13 protein-coding genes are annotated in these 15155 nt (G+C 67.4%); 4 read left to right on the top strand and 9 right to left on the bottom strand.

Annotated features, from left to right (window positions below; translation table 11 throughout):
- Positions 1-42: 42 nt before the first annotated feature.
- The 9 genes from WC729_RS27675 to WC729_RS27635 all read right to left on the bottom strand — a co-directional run bounded on the left by WC729_RS27675 (position 43) and on the right by WC729_RS27635 (position 9441).
- On the bottom strand, positions 43-891 hold the full coding sequence (locus tag WC729_RS27675; RefSeq protein WP_372857899.1) for an aldose 1-epimerase: 849 nt from the start codon (positions 889-891) through the stop codon (positions 43-45).
- A 1-nt stretch (position 892) separates the two neighbouring features.
- A complete protein-coding gene (locus WC729_RS27670) occupies positions 893-2299 on the bottom strand; it encodes a sugar porter family MFS transporter (protein WP_372857898.1) in 1407 nt (468 codons plus the stop codon).
- 46 nt (positions 2300-2345) lie between these two features.
- Positions 2346-3227 (bottom strand): SMP-30/gluconolactonase/LRE family protein, encoded by an 882-nt coding sequence (locus tag WC729_RS27665; RefSeq protein ID WP_372858123.1) that lies wholly within the window; start codon positions 3225-3227, stop codon positions 2346-2348.
- Between the two features lies 1 nt (position 3228).
- Positions 3229-4041, bottom strand: a complete 813-nt coding sequence (locus WC729_RS27660; RefSeq protein ID WP_372857897.1) for an SDR family NAD(P)-dependent oxidoreductase — start codon at positions 4039-4041, stop codon at positions 3229-3231.
- Positions 4038-5192 (bottom strand): fumarylacetoacetate hydrolase family protein, encoded by a 1155-nt coding sequence (locus tag WC729_RS27655; RefSeq protein ID WP_372857896.1) that lies wholly within the window; start codon positions 5190-5192, stop codon positions 4038-4040. The genes WC729_RS27660 and WC729_RS27655 overlap by 4 nt, the downstream gene beginning before the upstream one ends.
- Positions 5193-5307: 115 nt before the next feature.
- Positions 5308-6222 (bottom strand): crotonase/enoyl-CoA hydratase family protein, encoded by a 915-nt coding sequence (locus WC729_RS27650; RefSeq protein ID WP_372857895.1) that lies wholly within the window; start codon positions 6220-6222, stop codon positions 5308-5310.
- A complete protein-coding gene (locus WC729_RS27645) occupies positions 6219-6827 on the bottom strand; it encodes an Isoquinoline 1-oxidoreductase subunit (RefSeq protein ID WP_372857894.1) in 609 nt (202 codons plus the stop codon). The genes WC729_RS27650 and WC729_RS27645 overlap by 4 nt, the downstream gene beginning before the upstream one ends.
- On the bottom strand, positions 6824-8977 hold the full coding sequence (locus WC729_RS27640; RefSeq protein ID WP_372857893.1) for a molybdopterin cofactor-binding domain-containing protein: 2154 nt from the start codon (positions 8975-8977) through the stop codon (positions 6824-6826). Before WC729_RS27640 ends, WC729_RS27645 begins: the two co-directional genes overlap by 4 nt.
- Complete coding sequence (locus WC729_RS27635; RefSeq protein WP_372857892.1) at positions 8974-9441, bottom strand: (2Fe-2S)-binding protein; 468 nt, start codon at positions 9439-9441, stop codon at positions 8974-8976. The genes WC729_RS27640 and WC729_RS27635 overlap by 4 nt, the downstream gene beginning before the upstream one ends.
- Positions 9442-9594: 153 nt before the next feature.
- Between WC729_RS27635 and WC729_RS27630 the strand changes: the two genes are divergently transcribed.
- The 4 genes from WC729_RS27630 (at position 9595) to WC729_RS27615 (ending at position 15010) form a co-directional block, all read left to right on the top strand.
- Entirely contained in the window at positions 9595-12081 is a 2487-nt protein-coding gene (locus WC729_RS27630) for a DegT/DnrJ/EryC1/StrS family aminotransferase (RefSeq protein ID WP_372857891.1), read from the top strand.
- A complete protein-coding gene (locus WC729_RS27625; RefSeq protein ID WP_372857889.1) occupies positions 12078-13157 on the top strand; it encodes a glycosyltransferase family 2 protein in 1080 nt (359 codons plus the stop codon). The genes WC729_RS27630 and WC729_RS27625 overlap by 4 nt, the downstream gene beginning before the upstream one ends.
- A 69-nt stretch (positions 13158-13226) precedes the next feature.
- On the top strand, positions 13227-13805 hold the full coding sequence (locus WC729_RS27620; protein WP_372857888.1) for an ANTAR domain-containing response regulator: 579 nt from the start codon (positions 13227-13229) through the stop codon (positions 13803-13805).
- The gene (locus WC729_RS27615) at positions 13802-15010 is read left to right on the top strand and encodes an ABC transporter substrate-binding protein (protein ID WP_372857886.1); all 1209 of its coding nucleotides are present in this window, start codon (positions 13802-13804) and stop codon (positions 15008-15010) included. The genes WC729_RS27620 and WC729_RS27615 overlap by 4 nt, the downstream gene beginning before the upstream one ends.
- Positions 15011-15155: the final 145 nt, after the last annotated feature.

Genomic DNA, 15155 nt, shown 5'->3' with positions numbered 1-15155 from the left:
CGCGTCGTGATCTCCGATGCGCGCTCCAACAGCCTACGCGCCTCAACCCCGCTCCACCCCGATCCGCATCGTCAACACCAGCGATCCGCCGGGCGGCAGAAGGTCGAACACCGCGCCCGGCCGGTTGAACGCGTCAGGCAGATGCGTAACCGGCTCGAGGCAGCAGAAGCTTTCGCCTTCCGGATGGAAGAGGTGCAGGTCGCGCGCGCCCTCGGCGGTCAGGCGGACGATATGGTCGCCGCGCTCGAGCGTGGCGCGCCCGTCCCATTGTTCATAGCTATGGTCGACAAAGCCCGCGTCGGAGATCGAGGCGCCCGCCGCCCAGTCGCCGAAATGGTCGGCGGCGGCCGGCTCGCTCGGGATCTGGATGTCGTCGGTCAGCCACACGCGCGCCGCGTTCAGGCGCAGCCGGGTGCCGGGCGGGATCGCGAAATAGGGGTGCAGGCCGATGCCGGCGGGCATGGGCTCGCGCGAGGCATTGGCCAGAGTCAGCGTGACGCGCAGTCCGTCTTCGCCGAGCTCGAACAGCTGCTCGGCGCGGTAGCGCCACGGCCAGCCATCGCCGCCGTCATGGACATGCGTCAGCCGTGCCCGATCCGGGCCGGCTTCGATCACGTCCCATGGGCGCTGCCAGCCAAAGCCGTGCAGCGAGTTGGGATGATCGCCGAAATTGAGCGGCAGCGCGATGTTCCGCCCGCTGAAACCGAAGCGCCCGCCCGCGATGCGATTGGCATAGGGGACGAGCGGGAAGCAGGCGCTGTGCAGCGGGTCAGTCGTGCCGTCCGTGGTCGGGCGGAGGATATCTACGCCTTCGTAGCGCAGGGTACCAATGGCGCCCCCGAGCGCGGGGAGGAGAGTCAGCGTCCACCCCGCGCCCGAAAGTTCCGTCATCTCAGCCTTCCATTGCCTCTAGCTCGCGCCCCTTGGTTTCGTTGATCATCGCCTTCACGAAGAAGAAGGAGATCAGCGCGCTTGCGGCATAGAAGCCATAGGTGATCGGCAGGCCGACCCCGCTGGCGAGCGCCGGGAAGCTGACCGAAATGGCGAAGTTGGCGATCCACTGCGCGAAGCCCGAGACCGCCAGGCCGGAGCCGCGGATCTGGTTCGGGAACATCTCGCCGAGCATCACCCACATCACCGGGCCCCAGCTGACGTTGAAGAAGATGACGTAGAGATTGGCCGCGACCAGCGCGACCGTGCCGACACCGTCCGCCATGTGCAGCTTGCCGTCGACGAAGGTCGCGGTGGCGAAGCACCAGGCCATCACCGCCAGGGTCACCGCCATGCCGGCCGAGCCGACCAGCAGCAGCGGCTTGCGGCCGATCCTGTCGATCGTGACGATGGTGAAGAGGCAGGCGGCGATCGACAGCGATCCGGACAGGATGTTGATCAGCAGCGCATCATTCTCGCTGAAGCCGACCGACTGCCACAACACCGACCCGTAATAGAAGACGATGTTGATGCCGACGAGCTGCTGGAACACGGCCAGGCCGATGCCGGCCCAGACGATCTTGCGGACGCGCCCGCTCGAATCGAGCAGGTCGCTGAACTTCGGGCGGTGATGATCGGCCGCGAAGCTTTCGCGAATCTCGCGGACCTTCTCGGTGGCATAGGCATTGCCGAACAGCTTGGTCAGCACGGTGCCGGCCTCGGCATCGCGGCCCTTGAGCATCAGGTAGCGCGGGCTCTCCGGGATGAGCAGCAGCGCGAGGAAATAGATGCCGGCGGGAATCACCTGCATCCAGAACATCCAGCGCCAGGCCGGATAGCCGAGCCAGAAGGGCTCGGTCGACGCGCCGGCCGTGGCGGCCAGCCAATAGTTGGAGAGGAAGGCGCCGGTGAGGCCGGCGATGATCATGACCTGCTGCACGCTCGACAGACGGCCGCGGATCGCCGCGGGGGTCACCTCGCTGATATAGACCGGCGAGATCACGCTGGCGGCACCGACCGCGAGGCCGGCGACGAAGCGGGCCGCGATGAACAACACTTCGGAGCTTGCCGCACCGGCGAGGATCGCGCTGGCGACGAAGATCAGTGCCGAGGTCATCATCACCGCGCGGCGGCCGAACAGATCGGCGAGACGACCGGCAAGGAAAGCGCCGACGGCGCAGCCGGGCAGGAGCGCGGCAACCGCGACGCCCAGCGACAGGTCGCTGAGGTTGAAGGCGGCACGCAACCCGTCCTGCGTGCCGTTGATGACGCCGCTGTCATAGCCGAACATGAATCCGCCGATCGTCGCGACCGCGACGATCAGGGCGATGAACCCGTTGTTCGCTTGCTCCGTGCCTCTACTTGCCATTCTCTGATCCCCTCTCTCTTTTCTTTTCGTCTTAGGTAGTTGGCGCTCAGTTGGAAACCACGGCCTCGGTAACGGGCAGGCCCGGCACCGCGACATCGAACGCGAACAGATCGCCCGCCTCAGGTTGCGCCGCGAGCGCCTCGGCGTCGAGCCCCTTGCGGGCGGTGGTGACATAAGCGGTCTTCAGGTCGGGCCCGCCGAACGCGATCTTGGTGACGTTCGAGACCGGCAGCTTGACCGTTTCGAGCAGCGTGCCGTCGGGCGCGTAGCGGCGCACGCCCCAGCCGAAGAACAGGCCGGTCCAGACACAGCCCTCGCTGTCGACCACCGGGCCGTCGGGATAGCCCGCGCCTTCCTCGATCGTCGCGAACACGCGCATTGCGCCGAGCGAGCCGTCGTCAAGGACGTCGACGGCATGGATGATCTTGCCGAGCGTGTCAGTGTGATAAAGCGTTTTGCCGTCGGGCGAGACGGTCGGGCCGTTGGTGATCGACACCGGCGGCAGCCCGGTATCGACCACGCCGTTCGCGTCGAGTGCGTAGAGGCGGCCGGTCAGGTCGGTCTCGCTGTCGTCCATCGAGCCGAACAGGATGCGGCCGCGGGCGTCGGTGGTCGCGTCGTTGAGGCGGTTGCCGGGGAGATGCGCTTCGGGCGTGTGCAGCGGGGTGAAGCCGCCAGTCGCCGGGTCGAAGCGTTCGACGCCGCGCTGCATGCCGGCGATGAAACCGCTGTCTTGCTCGGGCAGGACCCAGCCGATCTGCGACGGGGCATCCCAATGCTTCAGGTCGCCGCTGACGGGGTCGAAGCGGTAGATCCGCTGCTCCTTGATGTCGACGAACCACAAAGCATTCTCGCGCGCGACCCAGACGGGGCCTTCGCCCAGCGTCGCCCCGACGCTGCAGACGCGGCGCGGCGAGCCGGCGACCATCTCAGCGCCAGCCGGCATCAACGAAATAATCATGGCCGGTGCACATCTTCGCATCGTCGGATGCGAGGAACAGCACCAGCGCCGCGACATCGGCGGGCTGGATGCGGCCGTCGAGGCACTGGGCGGACACGATCTCCGCCTCGCCTTCGGGTGTGTACCATTTCTCCTGCCGCGGCGTCTGGACATTGCCGGGCACGATGGTGTTGACGCGGATATCGGCGCGGCCGAGGTCGCGCGCCAGGCTGCGCGTCAGGCCTTCGATCGCTGCCTTGGCCGTCTGGTAGAGGACCAGGTCGTTCAGGCCGAGATGCCAGCTGATCGAGCCGAAGTTCAGGATCACGCCGCCGCCCGCGCGCTTCATCGCCGGCACGACGGCCTGCGCCGCGAAGAACTGATGGCGCAGGTTCACCGCCATGCGCTCGTCCCAATAGGCCGGAGTGACTTCCTCGATCGAGTGGCGGTCGTCATTCGCCGCGTTGTTGATCAGGATGTCGACGCCGCCAAGCTCATGCTCCATCTCCGCCATGGCGCGCTTCAGCGAATCGATATCGGTGATGTCGCAGTGGCGGAACACCGGCGTATGCGCTGCGTCCGGCGTCAGGCGATCGACCACCGCGCGGCTGGCATCGTCGGCGATATCGATGAAGGCGACGCGCGACCCCTGCGCGACGAACGCCTCGACCAGCCCCTCGCCGATGCCGCTGCCGCCGCCGGTAACGATGACGCGCTTGTCGACCAGGCTGGGATAGATTGCGCCGGTTGCCCCAGCGGCTTTTGCCTGCAGCACGGATTCAGTCTCCAGAATATGCGTCATGATGCGGCCAAGAGGCCCCGACGCGCGAGATTGCGCATCAGGTCGCCGATGCCGAATTGCCAGGGGGGCGCCGCCTTGGACGTCGTCACGCGGTTGACGAGGCGGCCGATGCGCGGGGTCGAGATGGTGACGACATCGCCCACCTTGTGGGTGAAGCCGTGTTTCGGCACGTCGCGGTCCTGAGTCGGTGCGAACAGGGTGCCGAGGAACAGCACGAAGCCGTCAGGATATTGATGCTCGCTCATCGTGTGCTTGAGCAGGGCCTCGGGATCGCGGCTGATCTGGTTCATCGAGCTGATGCCGGTGAGGCGATAGCCCTCGGGGCCCTCGATCAGCAGCTCGACTTCGGCCTGGCGGACATGGTCGAGGGTGAAGCTGTCGTCGAACAGCCGCACGAACGGACCTAGCGCGCAGGAGGCGTTATTGTCCTTCGCCTTGCCGAGCAGCAGCGCCGAGCGGCCTTCGAAGTCGCGCAGATTGACGTCGTTGCCGAGCGTCGCACCGACCGCGGCGCCGGTCGAATCGGCGAGCATCACGATCTCGGGCTCGGGATTGTTCCAGGTCGAATCGGAGCGCACGCCGATCTCGCCGCCATAGCCGATGGTCGAGAGCACGGGGGATTTGGTGAAGACCTCGGCATCCGGGCCGATCGCGACTTCGAGATATTGCGACCACATGCCGTCTTCGATCAGCGCGGTCTTCATCGCGGCGGCTTCGGGCGAGCCGGGTACGACAGCGCGCAGGCTGCCGCCGATGATGTCCTCGAGCCGGGCGCGGACATCGGCCGCAGCACCGGCATCGCCGCGGGCGCGTTCCTCGATCACGCGCTCGAGCGCCGAGACCGCGAAGGTCACGCCGGCCGCTTTCACGCATTGCAGGTCGATCGGGCTGAGCAGGCGCAGCGCCGCATCCGGGCCAGCGCCGAGACCCAGCGATGCCAGGTCGCCGAGCGCCACGCCAGCGCTTGCGTCGAATGCCTTGTCCTCGATCAGGGCCGAAACCGTCGGTGCTACCGTCGCCATGTCGTGGACCACACCACCAGCGATCAGGACCGGGCTCGGTCCCTCCGCGCTGGCGATCCGGCCGACAAACAGACCCTCACGCCAATCCGCTGGCAGCGCATCCGCCACCGCAAAGCCCCCGTCAGACATCCCGCTCCGCTCAACCACGTTCTTGATAGCGCTACCATTGAGCGCTGTCGAAGCCCTGTCAAGGTCTGGAATAACATCGAAACACGAAGAGTGGTGCGCAAAACCGGCGCCAAGGTCACCGGTAACGTGGGCGGTCGAACCAGTCGGCGAAATCGCCCCACGCCGCGGACACGGAATCGGGAAAGGCAGCGGGGCGTTTTTCGAGGAACGCGCCCACGCCCTCGCGCGCATCGGCACTGGCGCCGCGCAGCCACATGACGCGGCTTTCGAGGCGGTGCGCGTCCATCGGATGCTGCGCGCCGAGGCCGGCCCAGAGCATCCGGCGCATCAGCGAGATGGAGACCGGGGCGCTCTCTGCCGTCAGCTCACGGGCAAGGGCCCGGGCGGCGAGGAGCAGGTCGTCGGGCGCGTGGACGCTCCGAACCAGGCCGCCGCGGAGCGCTTCGGCGGCATCGAACAGACGCGCCGAATAGCACCATTCGAGCGCCTGGCCGATGCCGACGAGGCGCGGCAGGAACCAGGTAGAGGTCGCTTCGGGCACGATGCCGCGTCGGGCGAAGACGAAACCGAATCGTGCGGTGTCGCTCGCGAGGCGGAAATCCATCGGCAGCGTCATGGTCGCGCCGACGCCGACCGCCGGGCCGTTGATCGCGCCGATCACGGGTTTGCGTGATTCGAAGATGCGCAGGGACAGCATGCCGCCACCGTCGCGCACCGCCGGGTTCGACCAGTCGACATTGCCATCCTGGTCCACCGGCGAGTCGCCATCGGCCCAGCGGCCGCCGCGTTTCTCATAGTCGAAGGTCGCGCCGCCTTCGGACAGGTCGGCGCCCGCGCAAAAGGCCCGGCCGCTGCCGGTGACGATCACCGCGCGGACGGCATCGTCGGCATCGGTCGCGTCGAATGCCGCGAGCAGATCGTCGAGCATCGCCTTGTTGAAGGCGTTGAGCTTGTCTGGCCTGTCGAGCGTGATCGTGGCGATCCCGTCCGCGTCGGTATCGAGCAGGATCGTCTCGAACGACCGGCTCATGCCGGGCACTTTGCCCCGCTTTCGACCCACGCCCTGGTCAACGCGCCGAATTCGGCCTGGGTGCCGGGCGCCGGGGTGCGGCCCTTGCCCGGGTTCCAGCCCCAGCCGACCAGGACGTCGGTCGTGTTGTGCTCGATCAGCTGGTCGAGCGTCTTGCCGCCATTGCGCGCCGGGTCCTTGATCTGGGTGCAGATCTCGCCGAGCGACTTGCCTTCCCACGCCATTTCGATTGGCGCGAGGCGCCATTTGCGATTGCCGGGAATGCTGCCCTCGCCATTGGCGAAGGTGACGTTCTCGCGACCATGGCAGGTGGTGCATTCCATGCCCGACGCCCCGAAATTATACGGCCCGCGCGCGACCGGCGGGCTGTGCGGGTGCATGTCGTCATCCTGCAGCGGCCGATCCGTGCGCGGGTGGCAGTTGATGCAGCGCGGGCTCTGGATGACCTTGCCCATTTCGCGGAACAGGGCGACCGAGCGGGCATCCTTGTTCGCGATGCCGGCAAAGGCGGCCGGAGTCTTGAGCGCCGGCGGCGCGTCGCGGGCGACAAGGGCGACCGGCAGGGCGATAATCGCCACGCCAAGGGCGAGAAGGCGCGGGTTCATGCATTCTCTCCATGCGCGAAGGGAAGCCGGCGGACGGCCTTGCCGGTAAGCTTGCGCCAGGCATTGGCGACGGCGGGGGCGAGCGGCGGCAGGCCGGGTTCGCCCACCCCGGTCGGGTTCTCGCCCGACTTGATGATCGCGACCTCGACATCGGGCATCTCGCCGATGCGCAGCGAGCGATAGGTGTCGAAATTGCCCTGCGCGACACGGCCGCCCTCACCGAGGGTCAGCTCGCTGTAGAGCGCATGGCCGAGGCCGTAGCCGATCCCGCCCTCGAGCTGCGCGCGGATCACGTTCGGGTTGACCGCGATACCGCAATCCACCGCGGCCCAGATCTTGTGGACCTTGGGCAGGCCATCAGCGCCTTTCGACACCTCGGCGACCTGTGCGACATAGCTGCCGAAGCTCTTGTGCATGGCGAGGCCGAAGGCATGGCCGTCGGCGGGCTTGCGGCCCCAGTCGGCCATCTCGGCGACGCGCTTCAGCACGCCCTTGGCGCGGTCTTCCTTCATCAGCGCGATGCGGCCTTCCACGGCATCCTTGCCGCCAAGCGCGAGCAGCTCGTCGAGGAAGGTCTCGACCGCATAGGCGGTGTGCGTGTTGCCGACCGAGCGCCACCAGAGCGTCGGCACGCCATTTTCCATGATGTGAAGGCCGACCCGGTAATGGGGCCAGGCATAGCTGCTTTCCGCCACGCCTTCGACGATCGAGCCGTCGATCCCGTCCTTGATCCCCATCGCCGCCATCGGCGTGTTGGCGAAGAAGGATTGCGACGCGACGACATGATCCCAGCCGACCAGATCGCCCTTGGCATCGATCCCGCCCTTCACCGTGTGGACGACGAGCGGGCGGTAGCGCCCCCCGCGGATATCGTTCTCGCGGCTCCAGACATATTTGACCGGCGCCTGGGGATGGGCCTTGGCGGCGAGCGCCGCTTCCACCGCGAAATCCTGGTCGGGCGTCGCGCGCCGGCCGAACGAGCCGCCGGCGAACTGCTCATGCAGCGTCATGCCCTCGAACGGGATGCCCAGCGCCTTGGCCATGGCGGTCATGTCGCCGACCTGGAACTGGCTGCCCATCCAGACATCGGCCCTGTTCTTATCGGGGCCCTTGCCCAGTTCGATCACTGCATCCATCGGCTCCATCGGGCCGTGGGCGAGGAAGGGGAAGACATAGGTCGCCTCGATCGTCTTCGCTGCGCCCGCGAGCGCGCCGGCGACGTCACCCTTGACCTCGACCTGCTTGCCCGGCGTCGCGGCGGCGGCCTTGTAGGTCTTGACCAGATCCTCCGTGGAGCGCTTCTCGGCCTTGCTCAGATCCCATTCCACTTTAAGCGCGTTACGCCCCTTCATCGCGGCGAACGTATCCTTTGCGTAGACCACCACGCCCTGCGGAATCGTCTCGACCGCGACCACGCCGGACACGGCCAGCGCTGCGGCCTTGTCGACCGACTTCACCGTGCCGCCGAATGCGGGCGGGTGGAGGATTGCGGCGTTGACCATGCCGGGCCGTGCGATGTCCATGGTGAACATCGCGGTGCCGTTCGACTTGGCGAGGCTGTCGATCTTCGGCACGTCGGTGCCGATCAGGGTGAACTGGTCGGGCGTCTTCAGCACCGGCTTTTCCGGCACCGGCAGCAGCGCGGCGTCTGCCGCCAGCTCGCCGAAGCGCGCCTGGTTCTTGCCGTGGCTGACCACGCCCTTAGAGACCTTCACCTCGGCAGCAGGCACCTTCCAGCGCTTCGCCGCGGCCTGCACCAGCATCGCGCGGGCCGCAGCACCGGCGTTCCGCATCTGCATCCAGCTGTTCGCGATCGCCGTCGAGCCGCCGGTGCCCATCGTGCCGAACATCAGGTTCTTGTAGAGCGGGTCGTTGGCCGGCGCGAATTCGATGCTCATCTGGCCCCAATCCGCGTCGAGCTCATCGGCGACGATCGTGCTGAGGCCAGTGGCGGGGCCCTGACCGAATTCGATATGCTTGATCACCACCGTCACGCTGTCGTCGGCGGCGATGCGGACGAACGCGTTGGGAGCGAACGGCGCGCCGGGCGCGGCGGCGGAAGCGGCGCGGCCCATCGGCAAAGCGAGGCCGATCACGAGGCCTGAGGAGGCGAGGAACTCGCGGCGGCTGGCGGGGGGAAGCGCGGTCATGCCGGTACCTCCACCGTCTTCGCGGCATCCTTGATCGCCTGGCGGATACGGACATAGGTGGCGCAGCGGCAGATATTGCCCGCCATGCCCTGGTCGATGTCCTGATCGGTCGGCCTGGGCTTGGCGGCGAGCAGGCCGATCGCCGACATGATCTGGCCCGACTGGCAGAAGCCGCATTGAGGCACGTCGATCTTGACCCAGGCAGCCTTCACTGCCTCCGACCGCGCATCGGTCGCGCCCTCGATCGTGACCACCTTGCGCCCGGCGATGGTGCCGATCGGGGTGACGCAGGAACGGCGGTTCTTGCCGTCGAGATGGACGGTGCAGGCCCCGCATTGCGCGATGCCGCAGCCATATTTGGTGCCGGTAAGTCTCAGATGATCGCGCAGCACCCACAGGAGCGGCGTATCGGGATCGCCATCGAACGAGGTCTTGACCCCATTGAGGAGGAATTCGGTCGCCACGCAGCGTCTCCCTTTTTAGCCCGCTCGGTACAGATAGCCGCGACGAGGCGTGAGGCGCAATCGAAAGCGTCGCGGGTGTAACGGCTTTTTAGGCGGTGCGGGGCCATAGCTGCCGGGTTGGAACCCCAAGTTGCGCAGGTCGGCCCCATTTCCATGCATCGCTTTCCGCTCATCGCCCCCAACCCGCCGCGCCTCAGCGAGCATCTCGACGCGCTGAAGCGAGTCGAGGACTCAGGCATCTTCAGCAACAACGGGCCCGAGGTCCGCGCGTTCGAAGCCGAGGCGAACGACCGGCTGTTCGGCGGGCACGGCGCGAGCCTGGCCGTCGCCAATGCGACGCTCGGCCTGATCGTCGCGATCCGCGAGGCCGCGGGACCGGCCGCGCCGACGGGCCGCTTCGCGCTGATGCCCGCGCTGACCTTCGCCGCGACCGCGCAGGCTGCGATCTGGGCGGGGCTGACCCCGCTGATCTGCGATGTGGACCCGGAGGACTGGGGCGCCTGCCCTGCCGCCGAGGAACGGTTGCTGCGCCGCTATGGCGACAGGATCGCGGTGGTCGTTCCCTACGCAACCTTCGGCAATGCGATCGATCTTGACCGCTACGCCTGGCTGCAGCGCGAGCACGGCGTTGGCGTGGTGGTGGATGCCGCCGCCTCGCTCGGCACGATCGACGATTGCGGGCTGGGCTTCGGCGCCGACGCGCCGTTCGCCGTGGTTTATTCGATGCATGCGACCAAGACCTTCTCGGTCGCCGAAGGGGGCCTGATCCATTCCGGCGACAGCCGCCTGATCGAAGCGATCCGCCCGATGATCAATTTCGGGTTCGAGAGCGGGCGCAGCGCGACCGTTCCCGGTATCAACGCCAAGCTGCCCGAAATCCTGGGCCTGATGGCCCGCACCAAGCTCGCCGAGATCGAAGCGGTCTGCGACAATCGCGCGGCGATCGAGGATAGCTATCGCGAGTCGCTGGACGGCATGACCTTCCAGAAAGTCTATGGGCGCCGCCGCGCGAGCCAGTTCATGCCGGTGGTGCTGCCCGAAGCGATGGTGGCGCGCCGCGACACGATCACCGCGGGGCTGGCCGAAGCCGGGGTCGGCTGCGGCCGCTATTTCAGCCCGCATCTGGGCGAGCAACCGCTGTTCCGGTCGATCGCCGCGATCGAGCCGACACCGGTCGCCGATTCGATTTCCGCCCGCCTGTTGTCGCTGCCGGTGACCGACGCGATGACGCCGGCCGATGCTAAGACGGTGGCGGAGGTGTTCAATCGCCTTTCCGCCGTACGCACCACGGCGCGACCCCCGGCCGAGGCGCGCAACCTGCCAATCGCCGACATGCTCCTGGTCGGCGGCGGGCCTGCGGGCACGGCCTTGCTTACCGCAGCGACCAAGCAGGGATTGCTGCCAAGGCTGGCGCAATCGGGCCTGGTCGTGGTCGAGCGCGAGCATGCGATCGGCGGCGGCTGGCTCGGGCGCTACGCGATCAATTCGGACAGCACCGCCACGACCTTCCTGAGTGCGGTGAAGGACAATGTGCACCCCGAGATCGCGGCGATCGCCGATGGTCCGGTCGGGCGCGCCGTTGCCCGCCACGACGGGGCCGAGGGCGTGCCGCTGGTCGAGGCCGGCCGGCTGGTCCGCACGACGGGCGACCGGCTCGCGGGGATCGTCACCGACAATGGCGGATCAGTGCTGACGGGGCATGAAGTGCTCGGCACCACGCGGACGCGCGAGGGGCTATGGCGCACACGCCTCCGCCGCCTGATCGACGGCAACGAATTTGACCGGCTTTCCCGGTCCGTGGTGATCGCGACCGGCGGCTATCAGCCGCTCGACCGGCTCGCTGCCCAGAAGGTAGCGGGCCTGTCGCTGGTGCAGCAGGCCGGCGACCGGCTGGTCCAGTCGGACGAAGTGCTGGTCGAAGGTGGCATGGCGAAGGTCGCCGATCTGCTCTCCGGCAAGCGCGATCCGCGCATCGTGGTGATCGGCGGATCGACCAGCGCGATCGCGACGATGGTGCTGCTGCTGAAGAGCCGGCCAGCCTTCCCGTTCGGCGCCGGCGCCGTCACCCTGCTGCACCGTCGCCCCTTGCGGCCCTTCTATCATTCGGTCGAAGCGGCGCATGCGGAAGGCTTCACCGATTTCGGCCCTGACGATATCTGCCCGGTCAGCGGCTTCGTCTATCGCCTCGGCGGCTTCCGGCTGGAAGCGCGCGAACTGGTGCTGCGTATGCTCGGGGTCGACAGGCGTGTGCCCGATCCGCGCGTCACGATCCACCAGGTGGCGGGCGACGAGGATGCAGTGGCGCGCGAGCATCTCGCCACGGCCGATCTGGTGATCGCGGCGATGGGCTATCGCCCGCGCGCCCTGCCGGTCAGCGATGCGAACGGCGCGCCGATCGCGCTTGCCGGACACGGCGATGGACCAATGGTCGACCGGCATTGCCGCGTGTGCGACGCCGATGGCGTGCCGATCGCCGGTCTTTACGGCATTGGGCTCGCCGCGGGCTTCGTGCCCTGGGGCGCGCTTGGCGGCGAGCCGAGTTTCCGCGGCCAGGCCAATGGCCTGTGGCAATGGCAGAACGATGTCGGCCTGATGATCGTCAACCAGGTGCTCGACACCAGCGAAAGGGCCGTCGCATGAGCGATTCCGCGATCAGCCCAACGATCAGTGTCGTCATCGGCGCCTATAACGGCGCTGGCCTGATCGTGGAGACGCTCCAGAGCCTGAAGGCGCAGAGCTTCGGCGATTTCGAGGTGATCGTGGTCGACGATTGCTCGACCGACGACACGATCGCGGTGGTGCGCGCGTTCGATGATCCACGTATCCGGCTGATCGCGGCGGAGAAGAACCAGGGCGTGGTCGCGTCGCGCAACCGCGGCGTCGCCGAGGCGCGCGGCCGCTATATCGCCGCGCTCGACCATGACGATCTCTGCCATCCCGAGCGCTTCGCGAAACAGGTCGCCTATCTCGACGCCAATCCCGGAACCGTGCTGGTTGGGACCGCTGCCTCGATCCTGGAAGACGGCATGGTGCTGCCCGGGACGCTCGCGCCGGTCACCACGCCCGCGCTGATCCAGTGGCTGCTCAGGATCGAGAATCCCCTGGTCTGGTCGTCGGTGATGATGCGCGCCGACGCCGCGCGGCAGCTCGACCCGTTCCAGCGGCCCGAGATGCTCTTCGCCGAGGATTATGATCTCTATCACCGGATCGGCCGGTTCGGCGCAATCGCCCGGCTCGACGAGGAATTGCTGATCTATCGCCGGCACAGCGGCGGCGCCTCGCAGCGCCATGTCGATGCGATGACCGATCGCGCCACCGACGTACTGGCCGGCGCCTATGCCGATCTGTTCGGCGAGGCGGCACGCGAGACCGCCGAGCTGATGGTCCGATATGTCATGGGCCAGCGACCGGTGCCCAATCGCGCGATCTTCCAGCGGGTCGGCGATGCGCTGGTCGCGCTGCAGGACGATTTCCTCGAAACACATACCCCGGATTCGAACAGCCGCAGCCTGATCCGCTGGGAGACGGCGCGGCGCTGGGCGCGGATCGGCCGGGCTGGTTTGCGCACCGGCCAGCTCGATCTGGGCGATGCCGTCGCGGTACGGCCCGATCATCTCGGGCTCGGCTATGCCGGGATCGACGATCTGATCATGTCGCGGCTGGTCGGCACTGCCCGCACCATGCAGCGCAAGCTGGCGGCCCGCGCCGCCGGCTGACGACGATGGGCGGTTGAACTACCTGCCCCGGGACGTCTATGCCGCGTTGCAGCAAGAAAGGCTGTCCTGGTGCGGATTGCGATCGTCGACGAAAGCGCCGCGCGCGCCGCGGTGATCGAGGAAGGCCTGCGGGACGCGGGCCTGACCGATGTCGCGATCTTCAACGAACGCCTGGGCATCGCCGCGCGACTCGAGGCGTTCGCGCCCGATGTGGTGCTGATCAACCTCGCCAACCCACACCGCGACGAGCTGGAAGAATTGTTCGCGCTGTCGCGCGCGATGGCGCGCCCGGTTGCGATGTTCGTCGACCAGAGCGACACCGCCGGGATCGAGGCGGCGATCGATGCCGGGGTCTCCGCCTATGTGGTGGATGGCCTCAAGAAGGAGCGAATCAAGCCAGTGCTCGAGCTCGCGATCCGGCGCTTCCGTGCCTATTCGCGGCTGCGTGCCGAGCTCGACGAGGCGCGCGGCGCACTGGCCGAACGCAAGGCGATCGACCAGGCCAAGGCGCTGCTGATGAAGAAGCGCGGCATCGACGAGCCTGCCGCCTATGCCGCGCTGCGGAAGGCAGCGATGGATAGCGGCCGGCGGATCGGCGACGTCGCCGACGCAATCGTCACCGCCGACCGGCTGATGGGGGACCTATGAGCAACACGCCGTTCCGCATCGGCTTCCTGCCCCTGGTCGACGCGGCCCTGCCGATCCTGGCGCGCGAACTCGGTTTTGCCGAGGAGGAGCGGATCGACCTGACGCTGGTCCGCGACATGAGCTGGGCGACGGTCAACGACCGGCTACTCTACGGCCACAGCGATGCCGCGCATCTGCTGGCGCCGCTGGCCATCGCGACGACGCTTGGGCTCGGCCGGCCTGCGACGCCGATCTCGGTGCCGTTCGTGCTTGGGCTGAACGGCAATGCGATCACCCTGCGGCCCGATCTGGCCGAACAGGTTACGATCGTCGGCCAGCCGGGCGATGTCGCCGGGATCGGGGCGAAGCTGGCCGCGGTCGTGCGCAGTGGTGGCAAACGCCTGCGCTTCGGCGTGGTGCACCGTTATTCGAGCCATGATTACATGCTGCGCTATTGGCTGGTCGGCTGCGGTATCGATCCCGACTGCGATGTCGAGATCGTTACCGTCGCGCCCCCTTTCGCCGCCGATGCGCTGGCGAGCGGCGAGGTCGACGGCATCTGCGTCGGCGAGCCGTGGAACAGTGTGGCGGTGGATCGCGGCGTGGGGGTGATCGTCGCGGTCACCTCGCAAATCTGGCTGCGCGGCGTCGAGAAGGTGCTCGCGATGCGCACCGCTCGCATGGACGAGGATGCGGATCTCACCCATCGCCTGATCCGGGCGCTGTACCGGGCAGGCATTGCGTTCGTCGATCCGACGCGGCTCGACGAGATCGCCGACATCCTCGCGCGGCCCGAATATCTCGACGGGTCGGCGGCGCTGATCCGTCGCGCCATTTCCGACCAGATATTGTTCGCGCATGGCCATCCTGCGATTCACGTGCCCGATTTCATGTTCCAGCACCGCGAAGCCGCCAACTTCCCCTGGGTCAGCCAGGCGGCGTGGCTTTACGCGCAGATGTGCCTGGCGGGGCATACCGACGCGAACGACGCGGATTACCGTGCAGCGCAGCATGTTTTCCGGCCCGATATCTACCGGGCCGCGCTTCGCCCGCTCGGCGTGCCGTTGCCGGGTGCAAGTTCGAAGCTGGAAGGCGGTATTGCCGATTCCTTAGGCGTGGGAACGACGCAGGGGCGGCTGATCCTGGGCGCCGACCGGTTCTTCGATGCGCGCAGTTTCGATCCCGATGCGCTTGAGGCCTATTTGTTAGGGTCGAATCGGCCCTGATTTACGCTGCGATGCAAAAAGGGCTTGCATCGAATCGCGATCCGCGTCAGCTTTCATCCGACCGCTGGATCGCTGCAACGACGTAGCACCCGGCACCACCGAAAATTCTGGCAAAGTCGCCGTCCGGCACCGTTTCGCAACGGTC

The organism is Sphingomonas sp. (genome assembly GCF_041661825.1).
In the GTDB taxonomy this organism is placed as follows: domain Bacteria; phylum Pseudomonadota; class Alphaproteobacteria; order Sphingomonadales; family Sphingomonadaceae; genus Sphingomonas.
Note: the sequence above shows the minus strand (reverse complement) of the source record. Positions and strands in the feature narration are given on the sequence as shown.

Coding starts and splice junctions, on each gene's coding strand:
- WC729_RS27645 (WP_372857894.1), bottom strand. CDS start 6,827: ATGAACCCGCGCCTTCTCGCCCTTGGCGTGGCGATTATCGCCCTGCCG.
- WC729_RS27630 (WP_372857891.1), top strand. CDS start 9,595: ATGCATCGCTTTCCGCTCATCGCCCCCAACCCGCCGCGCCTCAGCGAG.
- WC729_RS27660 (WP_372857897.1), bottom strand. CDS start 4,041: ATGACGCATATTCTGGAGACTGAATCCGTGCTGCAGGCAAAAGCCGCT.
- WC729_RS27640 (WP_372857893.1), bottom strand. CDS start 8,977: ATGACCGCGCTTCCCCCCGCCAGCCGCCGCGAGTTCCTCGCCTCCTCA.
- WC729_RS27670 (WP_372857898.1), bottom strand. CDS start 2,299: ATGGCAAGTAGAGGCACGGAGCAAGCGAACAACGGGTTCATCGCCCTG.
- WC729_RS27675 (WP_372857899.1), bottom strand. CDS start 891: ATGACGGAACTTTCGGGCGCGGGGTGGACGCTGACTCTCCTCCCCGCG.
- WC729_RS27615 (WP_372857886.1), top strand. CDS start 13,802: ATGAGCAACACGCCGTTCCGCATCGGCTTCCTGCCCCTGGTCGACGCG.
- WC729_RS27625 (WP_372857889.1), top strand. CDS start 12,078: ATGAGCGATTCCGCGATCAGCCCAACGATCAGTGTCGTCATCGGCGCC.
- WC729_RS27665 (WP_372858123.1), bottom strand. CDS start 3,227: ATGGTCGCCGGCTCGCCGCGCCGCGTCTGCAGCGTCGGGGCGACGCTG.
- WC729_RS27650 (WP_372857895.1), bottom strand. CDS start 6,222: ATGAGCCGGTCGTTCGAGACGATCCTGCTCGATACCGACGCGGACGGG.
- WC729_RS27655 (WP_372857896.1), bottom strand. CDS start 5,192: ATGTCTGACGGGGGCTTTGCGGTGGCGGATGCGCTGCCAGCGGATTGG.